This is a genomic window from Parachryseolinea silvisoli (genome assembly GCF_021190955.1).
Taxonomy (GTDB): Bacteria; Bacteroidota; Bacteroidia; order Cytophagales; family Cyclobacteriaceae; genus Ohtaekwangia; species Ohtaekwangia silvisoli.
Map to the genome: position 1 here is coordinate 1310658 of NZ_JAIOAO010000001.1, position 15706 is coordinate 1326363.

At 50.9% G+C, this 15706-nt stretch carries 13 protein-coding genes; 9 read left to right on the forward strand and 4 right to left on the reverse strand.

Annotated elements, in window-relative coordinates:
- Positions 1-19 precede the first annotated feature (19 nt).
- From K7P01_RS05430 to K7P01_RS05470, 9 genes are all read left to right on the forward strand, one after another.
- Complete coding sequence (locus K7P01_RS05430) at positions 20-613, forward strand: chemotaxis protein CheB (RefSeq protein WP_254085767.1); 594 nt, start codon at positions 20-22, stop codon at positions 611-613.
- On the forward strand, positions 610-1377 hold the full coding sequence (locus tag K7P01_RS05435; RefSeq protein WP_267290673.1) for a GAF domain-containing protein: 768 nt from the start codon (positions 610-612) through the stop codon (positions 1375-1377). Before K7P01_RS05430 ends, K7P01_RS05435 begins: the two co-directional genes overlap by 4 nt.
- 19 nt (positions 1378-1396) lie before the next feature.
- On the forward strand, positions 1397-4888 hold the full coding sequence (locus K7P01_RS05440) for a PAS domain S-box protein (RefSeq protein ID WP_267290674.1): 3492 nt from the start codon (positions 1397-1399) through the stop codon (positions 4886-4888).
- A gap of 102 nt (positions 4889-4990) precedes the next feature.
- Positions 4991-5539 (forward strand): SiaB family protein kinase, encoded by a 549-nt coding sequence (locus K7P01_RS05445; protein WP_254085770.1) that lies wholly within the window; start codon positions 4991-4993, stop codon positions 5537-5539.
- 38 nt (positions 5540-5577) lie between these two features.
- A complete protein-coding gene (locus K7P01_RS05450) occupies positions 5578-5940 on the forward strand; it encodes a DUF1987 domain-containing protein (RefSeq protein WP_254085771.1) in 363 nt (120 codons plus the stop codon).
- A gap of 130 nt (positions 5941-6070) precedes the next feature.
- Complete coding sequence (locus tag K7P01_RS05455; RefSeq protein ID WP_267290678.1) at positions 6071-9157, forward strand: ATP-binding cassette domain-containing protein; 3087 nt, start codon at positions 6071-6073, stop codon at positions 9155-9157.
- A gap of 82 nt (positions 9158-9239) precedes the next feature.
- Complete coding sequence (locus K7P01_RS05460) at positions 9240-10142, forward strand: hypothetical protein (RefSeq protein WP_267290680.1); 903 nt, start codon at positions 9240-9242, stop codon at positions 10140-10142.
- Positions 10143-10169: 27 nt separating this feature from the next.
- On the forward strand, positions 10170-10589 hold the full coding sequence (locus K7P01_RS05465; protein ID WP_254085774.1) for a hypothetical protein: 420 nt from the start codon (positions 10170-10172) through the stop codon (positions 10587-10589).
- A gap of 80 nt (positions 10590-10669) precedes the next feature.
- Positions 10670-11323 carry an alpha/beta hydrolase gene (locus K7P01_RS05470; RefSeq protein ID WP_267290682.1) on the forward strand — a complete coding sequence of 218 codons (654 nt, stop codon included), beginning with the start codon at positions 10670-10672 and terminating at the stop codon, positions 11321-11323.
- Here the strand turns inward: K7P01_RS05470 and K7P01_RS05475 are convergent.
- The 4 genes from K7P01_RS05475 to K7P01_RS05490 form a co-directional block, all read right to left on the reverse strand.
- Positions 11320-12075, reverse strand: a complete 756-nt coding sequence (locus K7P01_RS05475) for an SDR family NAD(P)-dependent oxidoreductase (RefSeq protein WP_267290684.1) — start codon at positions 12073-12075, stop codon at positions 11320-11322. The two genes, K7P01_RS05470 and K7P01_RS05475, sit on opposite strands and share 4 nt — an antisense overlap.
- Before the next feature lie 14 nt (positions 12076-12089).
- Complete coding sequence (gene porT / locus K7P01_RS05480) at positions 12090-12842, reverse strand: type IX secretion/gliding motility protein PorT/SprT (RefSeq protein WP_267290686.1); 753 nt, start codon at positions 12840-12842, stop codon at positions 12090-12092.
- A complete protein-coding gene (gene ubiE / locus K7P01_RS05485) occupies positions 12791-13513 on the reverse strand; it encodes a bifunctional demethylmenaquinone methyltransferase/2-methoxy-6-polyprenyl-1,4-benzoquinol methylase UbiE (protein ID WP_267290688.1) in 723 nt (240 codons plus the stop codon). The genes porT and ubiE overlap by 52 nt, the downstream gene beginning before the upstream one ends.
- A 64-nt stretch (positions 13514-13577) precedes the next feature.
- Positions 13578-15689 carry an OmpA family protein gene (locus tag K7P01_RS05490; RefSeq protein ID WP_267290690.1) on the reverse strand — a complete coding sequence of 704 codons (2112 nt, stop codon included), beginning with the start codon at positions 15687-15689 and terminating at the stop codon, positions 13578-13580.
- Positions 15690-15706 lie beyond the last annotated feature (17 nt).

Genomic DNA, 15706 nt, shown 5'->3' on the forward strand with positions numbered 1-15706 from the left:
GCGAGCTGCACTTTGACGAATGAGTAAGTTCAACCTAAATAACAGCTATAAGGCCGTTGTTATCGGTGGGTCAGCAGGCAGCTTCCAGGGCGTGGTCAAGATCCTGTCGCAGTTACCGAAGGGATTCCCATTGCCCATCATTATGTGTCTACACCGGCTCAAACACGTGCGTAACGGTTTCGTGGAAGCGCTCTCTATCAAGAGCGTGGTACAGGTGACCGAGCCGCACGATAAAGAAAATATAAAGAAAGGAAGCGTGTACCTGGCCCCGGCCAATTACCATATGTCCGTCGAACTGGGACTTCATTTTGCTCTCTCTACCGAAGAGATGATCAACAACTCCCGGCCAGCGATTGACATCACGCTCGGCACCAGCGCCTTTGTTTACAAAGACAAGCTGGTCGGTATCCTGCTTTCGGGCGCCAATAAAGACGGCGCGCTGGGCATGAAACACATACACGATCGCGGCGGCCTGACCATCGTACAGGAGCCGACAGAGTGTATGATCGATACCATGCCGAAAGCCGCCCTGGCGGTGACCAAGATTGACCACACATTGAAAGTGGACCAGATTGTAGAGTTTTTAAAGGAACTAGATAAACAATACCGATGACAGGCTTATTTAACGATCGATATTACCTCAATGTCATCCTGGCAATGTTCTTTATGGCTGGGATTGTCATTTCTCTGTACCTGATCTACTCGCTTCCTGCCGACTTGCGCCTGACCGACGGTTATCAGTCCGCTTTCACGGGCATCTACCTGACCATCGGCGCAACGTTTCTGCTGGGAGCCCTTACGCTTAGCGGATCGCTACGCTATAAGAAAGAGCTGATCGTCATGCGTGACCGTGTGATCGATGCCGCCCAGGCCAAACGCGACGAAGCCGACCAATCCGGTAAAACGTCGATCAGCCTCGACGCCGTAAAAAGCAGCCTGCAGCAAGCACGTAACCAAAAGGATATACTCAACAGCGGTCTGCAAGCCATCTGCAAACAGCTGGAAGCCGGCCAGGGCGCATTATACCTCACACGCGAAGAAGACGGTAAACGCACCGTCGAGCTGCAAAACGGCTATGCGCTCTCCGTAGGAGAAAGCACCGTGATCAAGTTTGAATTTGGCGAAGGCCTTGTAGGCCAGGCCGCCGCCAGCGCCCGTACACTCTACGTGGACGATGTACCGACCGGCTATATCAAGATCATTTCTGGTCTTGGCAGCGCCTCTCCCCGCTATTTATTGATCGTTCCTATAAAACAACAAGCGCAAGTACTCGGAATCATGGAGATTGCCTCCTTTACGAATGTCACGGAAGACCAGCGTAAGTTCGTGGAAGAAGCCGCGCAGTTGGTGGCCGATAAAATTTCAACAAAAGCATAGTACCAGCGCCGAACACGATATGATGAAAAGCATAAACATCACCACCAGAATTACCATTCTTATTCTCATGGTGTCGCTCGTGGCCGTCGCCTCGATCAGTTTTTTCAGCTATGATTACCACCAGAAGGCGAACGAGGAAAAATACTCGGCTACACTTGCTTCCCTGGTGGATAACCGCTCAGCGTACCTCAACTCCTTCTTCGACAAGGCTGCTTTGGCCGTTCGCATCTTACAAAGCTCCGATCGCCTGAAGAGTGGCGGCAGTGGCGGAGCAAGTGCAGCACCGGCCGACGATCCGTTTGCGGCCATGATGGCCTCCGCCCCCCCGAGCCCTTCTGCTGAACCCGATACTACCGGTGCACTGGAAGAGCCTGCTCCCAGTGGTGGTACCCTGACCGACTACCTCAACGACCAGAAGTCGATTCTCGATGTAGCCCAGATCACCATCACATCTGAAAAAGGTGCCGTCGTAGCTTCTACCGACCCGACCGTCAAAGGAAACTTTATCGACCAGGATGGCCACATCTTTGAAAAAGCTAAAAGCGACATTTATTTCTCGGAAGTTACGCGTGACAAGCGTACCAAGAAATTTTATTCTTACGTAGCCGGACCAGTAACAGACGCCAGCGGCGCACAGCAGCTCATCATCGTTACTATCGATCTGACACACCCCTATCGCGTACTGAAAAACTACCACGGTCTGGGCACCAGCGGCGAGCTGCTGTTGGGTCGTCTCTACCCTGGCACGGGCAAAGTGGCCATCGTCAGCCCCCAACGCAACGACACATCGTCAGCCATCATCCCGCTAGACACTACCATCCAGTTTATGAAGGGCTTTGCCCAGCTGGTAGACGGTAAGTCTATTCCCAATGAAAGCGACGACCAAAACGGCAAATCTGTACTCCAGGTAGGTCGCAAGCTGTCACACGGCGGCTTCGCACTGATTGGCAAAATCGACGTACAGGAAGTACACAGCCACGACGGCAAGCTTACCAGCTTATTCTTCTATGCCGGTCTGTGTATCGTGGCACTGGCAGTATTCCTGTCGATGATGTTCTCACGCTCGCTCATGCGCCCGCTGCACTCTATGCGTACTACGATCGGCCTGGTGGCGCAGGGTGTACTGCCGGAGACAACCGAACAACGCAATAGCGACGAGTTTGGCCAGATGGGTAACAAGGTAGACGAGCTTGTACAGACCCTGCGTGGTAATGCTGACTTTGCCAGACGCATTGGTGAAGGCAAATACGACACGGAGTTTACACCCGCCAGCGAAAACGACATTCTGGGTAAGTCGCTCATCGAAATGCGCGACAACCTGATTGAGAACGAGCGTCAGGATAAAGAGCGTAACTGGATCGTGCGCGGTGTCGCCGAAATCAGTGAGATCCTGCGTATGCACGACTCGATCGACGAGCTCGGTGACGACGTGATCAAGTTCATTCTCGAAAAGATCGGTGCGATACAAGGCGCCTTCTATGTCGTAAACGACGAGACAACGCCCGCCCTGATCGAAATGCGTGCGAGTTATGCGTATAACCGCAAGAAATATCTCAAATCGAAATTCAAGTTCGCCGAAGGCCTGGTAGGCCAGTCCGCCGCCGAAAAAGATACCGTATTGCGTACCGAAATACCGGACGAATATGTGACTATCACCTCGGGCATCCTCGGCGACCAACGCCCGCACTGTATTCTCATTGTACCGTTGATCACCAACGAAGAAGTGTACGGTGTACTCGAATTTGCCGGCTTTCGCCGCTTCGACCCTTCGCAGGTGAAATTCGTACAAGAGCTTTCGCTCATCCTGGCCCGTACCATCTTTAACATCAAGGTGAACGAGCGTACGCGCAGGCTGCTGGCCGAGTCGCAGGAGATGAGTAACGAGCTCAAAGAAAAGCAGGAAGTACTGCGCCAGAACGCTGAAGAAATGCAGGCTACGCAGGAAGAGCTGCAACGCTCCAACCAGAAACTGGAAGAACAGATCGAAGAAGTAAACCGCACACAGAGCCGCATGCAGCTGTTGCTGGAAAACGCTTCCGAGGTTATCACCATCTATGAAGAGGACGAAAGCATCCGCTATATCTCACCGTCGGTAGAGACCATCCTGGGCTACGGCCAGAAAGAGATGATCAGCAAGAGCGACATCGACAAAGTACACCCGGACTACCGCGATACATTCCGCGACCTCTTCCGCAAGATGAAAGAGCAGCCCGATGAGCGGGTCACCATTCAGTACGAATACCGCGCGAAAGACGGCAGCTTTATCTGGCTGGAGTCTGCTGGGACCAACTGTATGTCGAACCCGGCCATTCACGGCTTCATCCTCAACTCGCGTGACATTACTGAACGCCGCCGTGCAGAGCAAGAGCAGCGTATGCGTTCTAAAATGCAGGCCCTCTCGGAAAACTCACTCGACCTTATCACCCGTCTCGAAGGCGACTTGATATCGTATATCAACCCGGTTATCCAGGAGTATACTGGCAAACAGCCATCATTCTTCCTCAACCGCAAAGTGCAGGAAACCGAGCTGGACAGCGCCGTACTGGAAGGCTGGCTCAAGGTAGTTGAGCAGGTAAATGCAACCAACGAAAAGGCCGACACCGAAATGGACTTCCCGTCAGAAATGGGCAAGCGCATTATGCAGGTGAACGCCATTCCGGAATTCGACGAGTCGAACAAGCTCGAATCCGTACTGGTAGTATCCCACGATATTACCGAGCGGAAAATGATCGAGCTCGAGATCCAGAACAAAAACAAGAAGATCACCGAAAGTATCAACTACGCAAAGCGTATTCAGACGGCGATCCTGCCCAACAGCAAAGTGATCAGTAAGGCGTTACCCGACTCGTTCATCTTGTATAAACCCCGCGATGTGGTATCGGGTGACTTCCCATGGTTCGTACAGATTAAAGACGAGCTCTTTATCGCGGCCGTAGACTGTACCGGTCACGGCGTACCGGGCGCGTTGTTGTCGTTGATCGGCTACTTCTTGCTGAACGACATCGTACGCAGCCGTAAAATTACCGAGCCGGGTAAGATCCTCGACCTATTGGACGAAGGGGTTACGACAACCCTCCGCCAGGACGAAGACTCCACGACAAAAGACGGTATGGATATCGCGCTTTGTAAGATTAACATGGAGACCCGCGAAGTGGAATATGCCGGTGCTCACCGCCCCCTATACGTCATGAAAAATGGCGCGATGGAGGAGGTAAAAGGCAATAAGTTCCCGATCGGCGGCGGTATCTATAAGAACCAGACTAACTTTACCAATACAAAGATCGAGCTTAGCGCAGGCGATTCGATTTACTTCAGCTCCGATGGATTCCCCGATCAGTTCGGTGGTGCCGAAGGACGCAAGTTCGGACCGAAGCGTACCCGCGAGATTGTTGAACGCGTCCACACCGGGTCTATGAACGACGCCGTCGGTATATTTGACGAGGAGTGGGAGAACTGGCGTGGCGATCATAAACAAACGGACGACGTGTTACTGATCGGTATTAAATTCTAATGTTTGACATCGGAATTCCGGGGTTTTATAAGGCCCCTGAAGGTCTGGTAAGAAATAAATTTTAACTTAGTGAACCTCAATTTTAATCAAATCTTCTGACGCATGAAATTCATTTATGACCTGCACCGCACCATGATGTCACAGAAACTCATTCTGGTCTATCAGGGTGACTTTACCCAGGAGAGCACCAAGTCCATACTATCGATGGCCGAGCGAAATCTCGATTCTTCCGGGGAAGAGTCTAGCATCAAGCGCAAGGTATTTAATGTAATGGTCGAAGCTCTCCAGAATATTGTTAAACACAGCGACGAACTGGTCGACGGACAAATACGCAGCCATGCAGCGATCTTCCTGATCGGCAAAGAGGCAAACCAGTATTCGATCATGTCGGGCAACCCGATTCGCAAGGAAAATGTTTCCAAGCTGCAGGCTGCGCTCGAGCGTATCAACGGCCTGGAAAAAGAAGGCTTGAAAGATTTGTACAAAGAGATTATTAAGAATACGACCATCTCTGAAAAAGGTGGTGCAGGATTGGGGTTCGTCGATATGGCCAGAAAGTCAGGAGAGAAACTGGAATTCGAATTTCCGGAAATGTCTGCCGAATACTGCTTTTTCTGTCTGAAAGTAAACGTGCCGCGTGACAGCGAATAATTTATTGAATTATAGAACAATCTAAATAGACTTATACCATGGAAATTTTGAATCTGGAAGGAACAGAAGACACTCCAAAAATAATCCTCGATAAGAAAAACGGAATCTTTGAGATTTCCGGCCGTTCGCTCCCTGAAGATTCTGCTGAATTCTATCGCCCTGTGCTGGAGTGGATCGCCAAGTATGGCGCTGAGCCACACGCAACGACTGAGTTCGTATTCAAGCTGGAATACTTCAACACGGCTTCTTCGAAGCTGATCCTGGATGTGCTCTCTGCCCTCGAAGACATCAAGGGGATGCGCATCGTATGGTACTTCCATGAAGACGACGAAGACATGGAGGAAGCTGGCCAGGAGTTCTCCGAGCTGGTAGAGATTCCGTTCGAGTTTAAGACTTATTAATGGCTACCGTGGGGGTACAAAAACCCACTGTATGGTAATCGGTTATCAGTCGTGAAAGAGCCCCTTTAACCGGGTTGCGGGAGGCTGATAACCGATATTTTTTTATACTTTATAAAATTGCTTTCCAACCATGAGTGAAGAAATACTCAAAGCTCTCACCCAACTTTTTGCGATTATCACAAAACAGGATGGCGGCGCTACTGAAGGCGAGCGGCAATACGTTATAAACTTCTTCCAGACTGAACTTGACCAGGATTCTGTAAAAGAGTACCTGGACCTCTACGATCAATTCTCTGGCTACGGTGGTAAAGCAGATGACGAGGACGGAAAGAAGAAGCTGACCTCTGTAAAAGATTCCGTAAAGACCCTGGGAATCTGTAAGAAGATCAACAAGACGCTGACGCAAAAGCAGAAGGTCGTTGTACTGATCAAGTTGTTGGAGCTGGTCAGCACCGACAAGAACTTTACCGACCAACGGATGGAGATCATCAATACCGTCTCCACCGTATTTAATATCGTGCAGGAAGAATACGACCTTATCGAAAGCTTCGTGCGCACGGAAGACCCCACTACACTCAACTTTGCAGATATACTATTGCTGAACTCCGCCGCCCGCGGCGAAGAAGGCAAAATCTATAAACACGTACACGGCCACATCGGCGGTTCGCTCATCTTTATGCGCGTGCGCGGCGTGGAAATGTACTTCACCAAATACCTGGGCGAAGAGTCGAACGTATTGAACGGTTTCATGATGCAGCCCAACCGTGTATACCTGTTCTCCCACGGCAGTACCATCAAGACCCAGGGCGGCGACGCGTTGTACTACAGCGACCTCGTAGCCAACTACAACGAAGAGCTGAAGACCACCAAATTATCTTTTAATGTCACCATCGACGAGCTGAAGTTCGCCAACGGTGGCATTGGTCTGCGCAACGTGCGCATCTCCGAAGGCCCCGGTAAGCTCATCGGTATCATGGGCGCCTCCGGTGCCGGTAAAACAACCCTGCTCAACGTCATGGCTGGCCTCGTGCAGCCTACCACGGGGCAGATCCTCATCAACGGCTTCGACATCAATACCCAAAAAGACCGAATCCATGGGGTCATCGGGTACGTGTCGCAGGACGACTTGCTCATCGAGGAGCTGACCGTATACCAGAACTTGTACTACAACGCCAAGCTGTGCTTTGCCGACTTCACCGAAGAGCAACTCCACAAGCGCGTAATGGAAGTGTTGGAAAACCTCGGCCTCGACCAGCGCAAAGATCTGCGCGTGGGAAATCCGTTGGACAAGACCATCAGCGGTGGTCAACGGAAACGTCTGAATATCGCCCTGGAACTGATCCGCGAGCCGGCCATCCTTTTCCTCGACGAGCCCACCTCGGGCCTCTCCTCGCGCGACTCGGAAAACGTCATCGACTTGCTCAAAGAATTGTCACTGAAAGGCAAGCTGATCTTTGTCGTAATTCACCAGCCTTCATCCGACATCTATAAGATGTTCGACAAGATGATCATCATGGACACCGGTGGCTACCCGGCGTACTATGGCACGCCGGTGGAAGCCGTAACCTACTTCAAGAAGTCAACGCACCAGGTAGACAGCAACCGGGGCCAATGCGAGACCTGCGGTAACGTAAATCCCGAGCAGATTTTCAACATCATCGAGGCCAAAGTGGTCGACGAATACGGACAGCCTACCAACAAACGCAAGATCACCCCGCCGCAATGGTATGACCTCTACAAAGAACGCTTTAAGATCAACAAGGTCGAAGACGTCCGCGAAGAGCCACCGCACTCGCTGACACTTCCCAACAAGCTACGCCAGACGTTTGTCTTCGCCACACGTGATACGTTGTCGAAGCTCAGCAACAAACAATATTTGTTAATCAACCTCCTCGAGGCGCCGCTGCTGGCCATCATTCTGGCCTTCATCATCAAGTACCGCAGCGCACCGGGTGGCAAAGAATACATCTTCCGCTTCAACGACAACTTCCCTGCCTTCATGCTCATGAGCATTATTGTGGCGTTGTTTATGGGGCTTACGGTCAGTGCCGAAGAGATCATCCGCGACCGGAAGATCCTGCGCCGCGAGTCATTCCTGAACTTGAGCTGGAACAGCTATCTCATGTCGAAAGTGTGGATCCTCTTTACCCTGTCGGCTATTCAAACTTTCCTGTTTGTACTTATCGGAAACCTCATCCTGGAGATCGAGTGGCGTATGCTCCTTCCCTTCTGGTTTGTGTTGTTCACGACCTCCTGCTTTGCCAGCGTGCTGGGCCTTAACATCTCGTCGGCCTTTAACTCGGCCGTTACCGTGTATGTCATGATTCCGCTGCTGCTCATTCCCCAAATGATCCTAAGCGGCCTGCTGTTCAGTTTTGACAAGCTCAACGACCTGATCAGCACCAAAGGCAAAGTACCCATCGTGGCCGATATGATGGCCTCGCGGTGGGCCTACGAGGCCCTCGCCGTGTACCAGTTCAAAGATAACTCGTACGAGAAGCCATATTATGCCTTCGAGAAAATCGAATCCCAGGCAGACTTCCGTTCCTCGTTCCTCGTAGACGAGCTTGACAAGAAGCGTCGCGACATTGCCGGCAACCTCGATGAGAAGGCCGACTCGATCCGTCAGAAGCTGCAAAGCGACCTGACCATTATCGAGACCACGCTGCGCAAGGACTACTTCAAGAAAGGATTGGAGAAAGAGCTCGCTACCGACTGGACGTTAAAAGACTTCACACCGGCATTTAATAAGAAGCTGGAAGACTTCTTTATCGCCTACAAGAAGTTCTACCAGGAGGCGTATAACAAAGCCGTGGCAGCCCGTGAGAATGTGATCCTCAATTTGGAGAAAGATCCCAGCTACAAGCTGAACGACTACAAGAACGACTACTACAACGAAAGCCTGGCTGACCTGGTGAAGAATGTCAACGAAAAGAACCGGATCATCGAGTTCAACGGTGAGCTTATCCAGCAGATCAACCCGGTGTTCCTGCCGCCGGCACCAAAGAGCCCTTTAGACTACCGGGCACAGTTTTTCGCACCGGAGAAGGAGTTCCTGGGTATTTCGTTCAGCACCTATTGGTTCGACTTGCTGATTATTTGGGTCATGGCTGCTATGCTGTATGTCACCCTGTACTTTGAGCTGCTGCGTAAGTTCATCGAATCCTTCGACAAGATCGAGGGTAAACTGGCACTGCTGAAGGCAAAAAAGAAATAAAGCATGCAGGTAACATTTTGGCTGGGAATGCTTAATTTTTAAATTTGTAAACTGATAAATTTATATCATTTAATAACTCTGTATGAGACTACTACCTATCGGGCTCTGTCTGGCAATCCTACTTTCGGCTTGCGGATCCGGTAAGAAGACCGATGAACAAGCCTTCCTGGAAGGTCTTGACTCGGCTAAAACCGAAGGGCCTACAATATCTGAAGAAGTCATTGGCGACATCCTCCAGCAGATTCCCAGTCCGTTGGAAATCTCTGTGCTTCTGAAAGAGTCTGGCAAGAAGTATAATGCTTCTTACCTGAACTCGCCGGACAACACATCGAAGTACAACACCAACTACAAGAAGGCCCTCAACCTCGGCCTGTACGGTACTGACCTGGGTTACACCAACATCTACGAGCAGAACCAGGACGGTGTAAAGTACATGGCTTCTATCAAAACACTGGCGGATGGTCTGAGCATTGGTCAATTCTTCGACGTTGAGACTATCGGTCGTCTGGCTACCAACAGCAAGAACCTCGATTCTCTGCTGCTGATCACCACCCAGAACTTCAACACGATCAACCATTATTTACAATCGCAGGGCCGTGCGAACCTCAGCGTACTGTTCCTGACAGGTGGCTGGCTGGAAGCGCTTCACATTACCTGCGCTACTGCTTCAGCAAACCCTGACAACCAGCAACTGAAAGAGACCATCGGTGAGCAGAAAATCATCCTGGAAAGCATCATGCTCCTCCTCTCCTTCTACAAGGAGTCGGATCAAAATATGGCATCATTGTTGACTGACATGGAAGAGCTGAAAAAAGTGTACGACAAAGTCAAGATCACGTACACGTACAAGGAGTCTACTATGGAAGTCGTAAATGGTGTAGCGATTATCAAAGATAATAGCACGAGCACGATTGAAATCACACCTGAAGATATCGCCAGCATCAGCGCGGTTACCTCTTCCATCAGATCTAAGATTATATCATAAGCTAAGAATAAGAAATACAGGCGTCCTATGAAAAAGTTAATGTTTATTGTTCTATCCGTTTTCGTTCTGAGTACCTTGGAAGTTATCGGACAGTGCAACTCGGAAGCCCTGAGCAACCAGTGTATTCCCAAACTGGCCGAAGGATTTAACTTTCTGAAAAGCTATAAAATCGAAAAAGGAGGAAAGGACTTCGTGGAGTATTCATATGTGTTCACCAAAGGCACACAATATATGATCAACATCTGCGCCGCGACCCAGCCTACGGATGGCATTGTGGTAAGCCTTTTCGACTCCAACCGGAACAAAGTAGCGACCAGCAAGATCAACGGCCAGTTCGTATCGGCGATTGCATATCCTTGTAACACCACCGGTATCTACTACATCCAGTATACCTTCGACGGTTCAGCATCCTACTGCGGTGGCAGCGCGCTCGGCTTCAAACGCTGATCGCTTTCCCTCCGAAACGATAACACGAAAAAGTCTTCCGATGAGGAAGGCTTTTTTTATTTCCGTATTTTTCGTGAGCCATGCAGCACGAAGTCTCCTTCACCACCCGCGCCCGTTACCACAAGCTCGGGACCATTACCGAACAGACCCAACACGTGTGGTTTGTCCTGCACGGCTACGGCCAGCTAGCCCAATACTTCGTCCGTAAGTTTCGCCCGGCAGAAGCGGCCGGCATCTGTGTCATCGCTCCAGAAGCCCTCTCCCGCTTTTACCTGGAAGATGTTACCGCGCGCATGCAAAGCGGCAACAACCGCGTAGGCGCCTCGTGGATGACGCGCGAGAATCGCCTCATGGACATCGATAATTATATACAGTACCTGAACGCTGTCTACCAACAAGAGATCCCCCCTGATCATTCGTTACAAATAACCATTCTCGGATTTTCACAAGGCGCCGCGACGGCTACGCGCTGGGCAATAAATGGCCAGGTACCGTTTCACCGGCTCATTCTCTGGGCGGGAATCTTCCCTCCCGATATGGACCTGGAAACAGGAAGAGAAGTATTAAAAGACAAGGAGGTTGTATCGGTGCACGGCACATCCGACCCATTTCTTACCGACGCCCGCTTTGCCGAAATGGAAACACTCTCGGCCCGGCTACACGTTACGCCTCGCAGGCTAACCTTCGACGGTGGGCACGATATACACGAAGGCACTCTGCCTCAACTTTTTTAACCACGCTTCACTTGCGTACTGCTGGCCTGTGCCGTAGGGAACACGGTAATATCTGCCAGTACCACGTGTGCCGGCGCCTGCAATACATAAAGAATAATATCGGCAATATCAGCACCCTGCAGCGGCGTCATCCCTTGATAGGGCGCCGACGCTTTCGATTCATCGCCTTTAAAGCGCACAAGCGAGAACTCTGTTTCCACCAGGCCTGGGTTAATAGACGTCACTTTAATACCGTAAGCATTTAAGTCCATCCGCATGCCGCGGGTCAACGCATCGACCGCAAACTTGCTTGCGCAGTATACATTACCGTTCGGATAGACTTCTTTCCCGGCAATAGACCCCAGGTTGATAATGTGCCCCGACTGACGGCTCGTCATCACGGGAATCACTTCTTTCGATACATACAGCAAGCCCTTTACATTGATGTCGATCATGGCATCCCAGTCGGCCAGGCTACCGGTTTGTATCGGATCAAGGCCGTGTGCATTGCCGGCATTGTTCACCAGCACATCGATATTCTTCCATTCGGCCGGCAGCGATGCAATCGCGCGCTGTACCTCGGCATGCTCGCGCACATCAAAGGACAACGTCGTTACTTTTGTTTGCACGGCCAGCTCCTGTTGTAACGTTTCCAACCGCTCGCGGCGGCGGCCACAGAGAATGATATCGAAGTGGTGGGCGGCCAGCAACCGGGCCGTGGCCTCGCCAATGCCGGATGTCGCACCCGTGATGAGGGCTATTCTTTTCTGCATATGCAAAGACTAAACTATTGGAACAGGAAATATACCGTAACGGAATTGGTGGTTACGCTTTTCAACGGTTGCCCGTACATATTATCCTTGTTGTCGAGGATGTTGAACAGGCCGTGTGAAAAACGGATCTCCGGCGAGAACTTGAATAACGGGTAGTATAGATCGAAACCAAAACCACCCTCCAGGCTCAGGTTGCTGTTGGCAATCTCCAGCGATTCTCCGTTTTTACCATTCTTCTTACCCGACGCTTCGATCGCCGGCGTAACGCCGCCAATCATATACATCCGGATGTTGCCCCGACGTTGCGATTTATACTTCAACAATATCGGAAACTCAACCATGGTACTTTCGAGCAATAAATCTTCCCGTGGGGTCTTATCGGTATAGAGGTAGCTCACCTTATTTTCATAAAACCCTACTTTGGGCGTGAGCCGTATGTCTACCTGGTCGTCGAGGCGGTAGTTAACAATAAAGCCCAGCGAAAAACCACCCGACCATCCGGGTATAACCGAATGCACCGAGTCAAACTGCTGGGAAACAAACCGGTCGGAATATTTTACCTTGAATGTAGAGCTATGAATCCCGATGAGGAAGCCATAGGTAAGCTTACGGTTGTCGTAATTAGGATTGTTGCGCGACGCCCAACGCGACCGCTTGCCCATGGTTGTTTGTGCTGCAGCACCGCCCCACAATAACAGTAGGACAAGGACAACGCCTACTTTGTGCCTGTGTATATAGAGCTTATTCCAAATGTGAGAGATCTGCATTGTGTCTGTTTAAATCCGAGGGTGGTTAAGATACGAACAAAGTCTCCTCCATCCGGAAAAGCCGCTACAGACTCAGGCAGGTAAGTATAGGCGGACTTATCACTCGAAACCACGCTCCCTATTTTAGGCAAAACGAACTGAAAGTAAAAATGGTATACCTGCTTGAAGGGAAATTTACGGGGACGCGAGAACTCCAGCACCACGATCTGGCCGTTTGGCCGTAATACGCGGTGGATCTCCTGTAATCCCCGTTCCAGGTTTTCAAAATTGCGCACACCAAACGCCACGGTGACAGCATCGAACGATGCGTCTTCAAAAGGCAGGTTTTCAGAATCGCCCTTCAGCAACGTGATCTTCTGATCTAGTTTACGATCGCGCAGCTTTTTGCGACCTACTTCCAGCATACCTTCGGAAATGTCGACCCCTGTGATCTTTTCGGGGTTGAGGTCCAGCGCCTGAATAGCAAAATCGCCGGTACCGGTGGCCACGTCGAGGATGTGGCGGGGCTTTTGGGCCTTAAGCAGGTTCACGGCCTTGCGGCGCCATGCACGGTCGATGCCCATGCTGAGAAAATGATTCAAAAAGTCGTACCGGTGGCTGATGTTGTCAAACATCCTGGCCACCTGCTCCTTTTTGCCGGTGTTTTGTTCTTTGTATGGAACGACTGTCATAGCGGTGATCCCTCGCCGCGAAGGTAGGGGGTTTTTACGGGAATCACAGCAGGCCGCCGGGCGCTTATTTCAGCACCGTAAACTCCACGCGGCGGTTCAACTCACGGCCCTCCTCCTCGTCGTCGTTGCTGGCCAGCGGCTTAGACTTGCCATAACCCGTCGCTTTGATACGGCGTGCATCAACGCCCTTTTTGGTCAGGTAGTCTTTAACAGCCTCGGCGCGCTTGCGCGACAGGAACAGGTTGTAAGCCTTGGTGCCGACAGCGTCGGTATGGCCGCCAATCTCTACCTGCATATCCGGGTTCGAGCGCATCATCGCTTCAAGCTTGTTCAGCTCGGTGTATGATTCCGTTTCGAATGTGGCTTTGTCAAAATCAAAGTACAGATTACGCAGAATGGATGTCGCACCAACGCTGATCTTGCGCAGCTGAATGGTCCGCCCCACAGTCTTTTCATCGGTCGATGCACCGGCAATGCGAACCTTCTCGTTCACGAAGATGTAACCATCAGCATCCACCGACAGGCGATAATCTTTCGGTTGCTGGCTTTTCACAGAAAAGGTATACACACCGTTACCATTGTCCGTCAAAGGAACAATGACGTTGTCTTTCGCTCCCACCAATTTTACTTTGGCATTCAGCGGCGTCTTGTTTTCTGAATCGACTACCGTCACCTCGTATTTCAGCGGAATCGTTTCTTTCTTCACCGGTGCTACTTTCGGCTCGGTCTTAACAGGCTCTTTCGTCGGCTCTGTTTTTACCGGCTCCTTCGTCGGCGGAGTTTTGCTCGGATCCGTCTTCGTAGGATCGTTGGTTGTTACCGGAGGAGTCTTCGTCGGATCAGGTATTGGGGTAGTCGTCGGGGTATTGTTTGCGATAGTGGTTGGATCGATCGTCGGATCTTTAATCGCATCGGGTTCCTTAACCGTGGTCGGCGAAGTCTTCGATGCCAGGTTCTTCAAGCCATCGGGGATGGTGATCACATAAATATCGAGGTAGCCCATACCGTCTTCCCGTATTGAAGAGTAGTACGCCCGCTTACCGTCTTTCGACGCCACAAAGAACACATCGTCGTCCGGCGTGTTGATGGGATAGCCAAGGTTTTCAGGTTCGCTCCATTCGTTCGCAGCAGGATCAAACGTCGCCCGGAATACATCAAATCCGCCCATGCCCTTGCGGCCACGGCTACTGAAATATAGAGTGACTCCGTCGTAGTCGATGAACGGACCGTCATCATCAAGCTCGGTGTTGATCTTCGGACCGAGGTTCTTTACATTTGACCAGGCACCCTTGCTGTCTTTGGTCGCACGGTATATATCCAGTCCGCCATAGCCACCGGGGCGGTTACTGGAGAAATATAGCGTCTTCTCATCGGCAGACATGGAGATAGATTTTTCTTCGAAGCTCGAGTTGATGATACCCGGTAGCGGCGCAGGTGGGCTCCATACGCCGTTGGCGCGCTCACTGAAATAGATGTCGCCACCACCGTCGTCTTTAAAAATGAACAGTGTGTTACCATTCGCGGAAAGCGAAAGGTTGGAGTCATGGTACGGCGTGTTCACCGGCTCGCCAATGTTTTTTGCAAACGCCCACTTACCGTCTTTCTTTGTAGAAAAGAAAATATCCTCCCAGGGTTTGTTATCGTCAAACACGTTCTGATTCAAGTTGTCTTCACGGCGACGGGTGGTGAAAACTATTTCGTCCTCTGTTTCACTAAAAACCGGAGCATAGTCTTCATATTCAGAGTTGATCTCACGGCCGATGTTGACAATCGAAAAGTTCTGCGGGTTGGAGACAAACTCTTTACCGTTCTGACATTCATAGAGGGCCCGGTCTACGGTCGCCATGTCTACTTTGTCTTTGCCCTGGTAGTTGGATTTTTTGCCGAGTTTGTCCTTATAGAGATTGTAATAATAAATCGCCATGTCGAAGTTCTCACCATACTGGTAGCTTTTGCCGATAAGGTATTCGATGTCAAATCGGTACGCTGGGTCCTGGCGCATAACGCGCTTGAAGTATTTCACAGCCAGATTTTTGCCGATAGTCAACAGCTGTAAACGGCCGGCTTCAAAGTTGGCTTTGATAAAGGTGGTATCCAGGTCGGCTGCGGTGACCATCAGGCCACGAGCATCGTCGATCGCTTTCGTTTCAGCAATCATGCCCTCTGCAACTTCCATATACTCCCGTGCCGTTT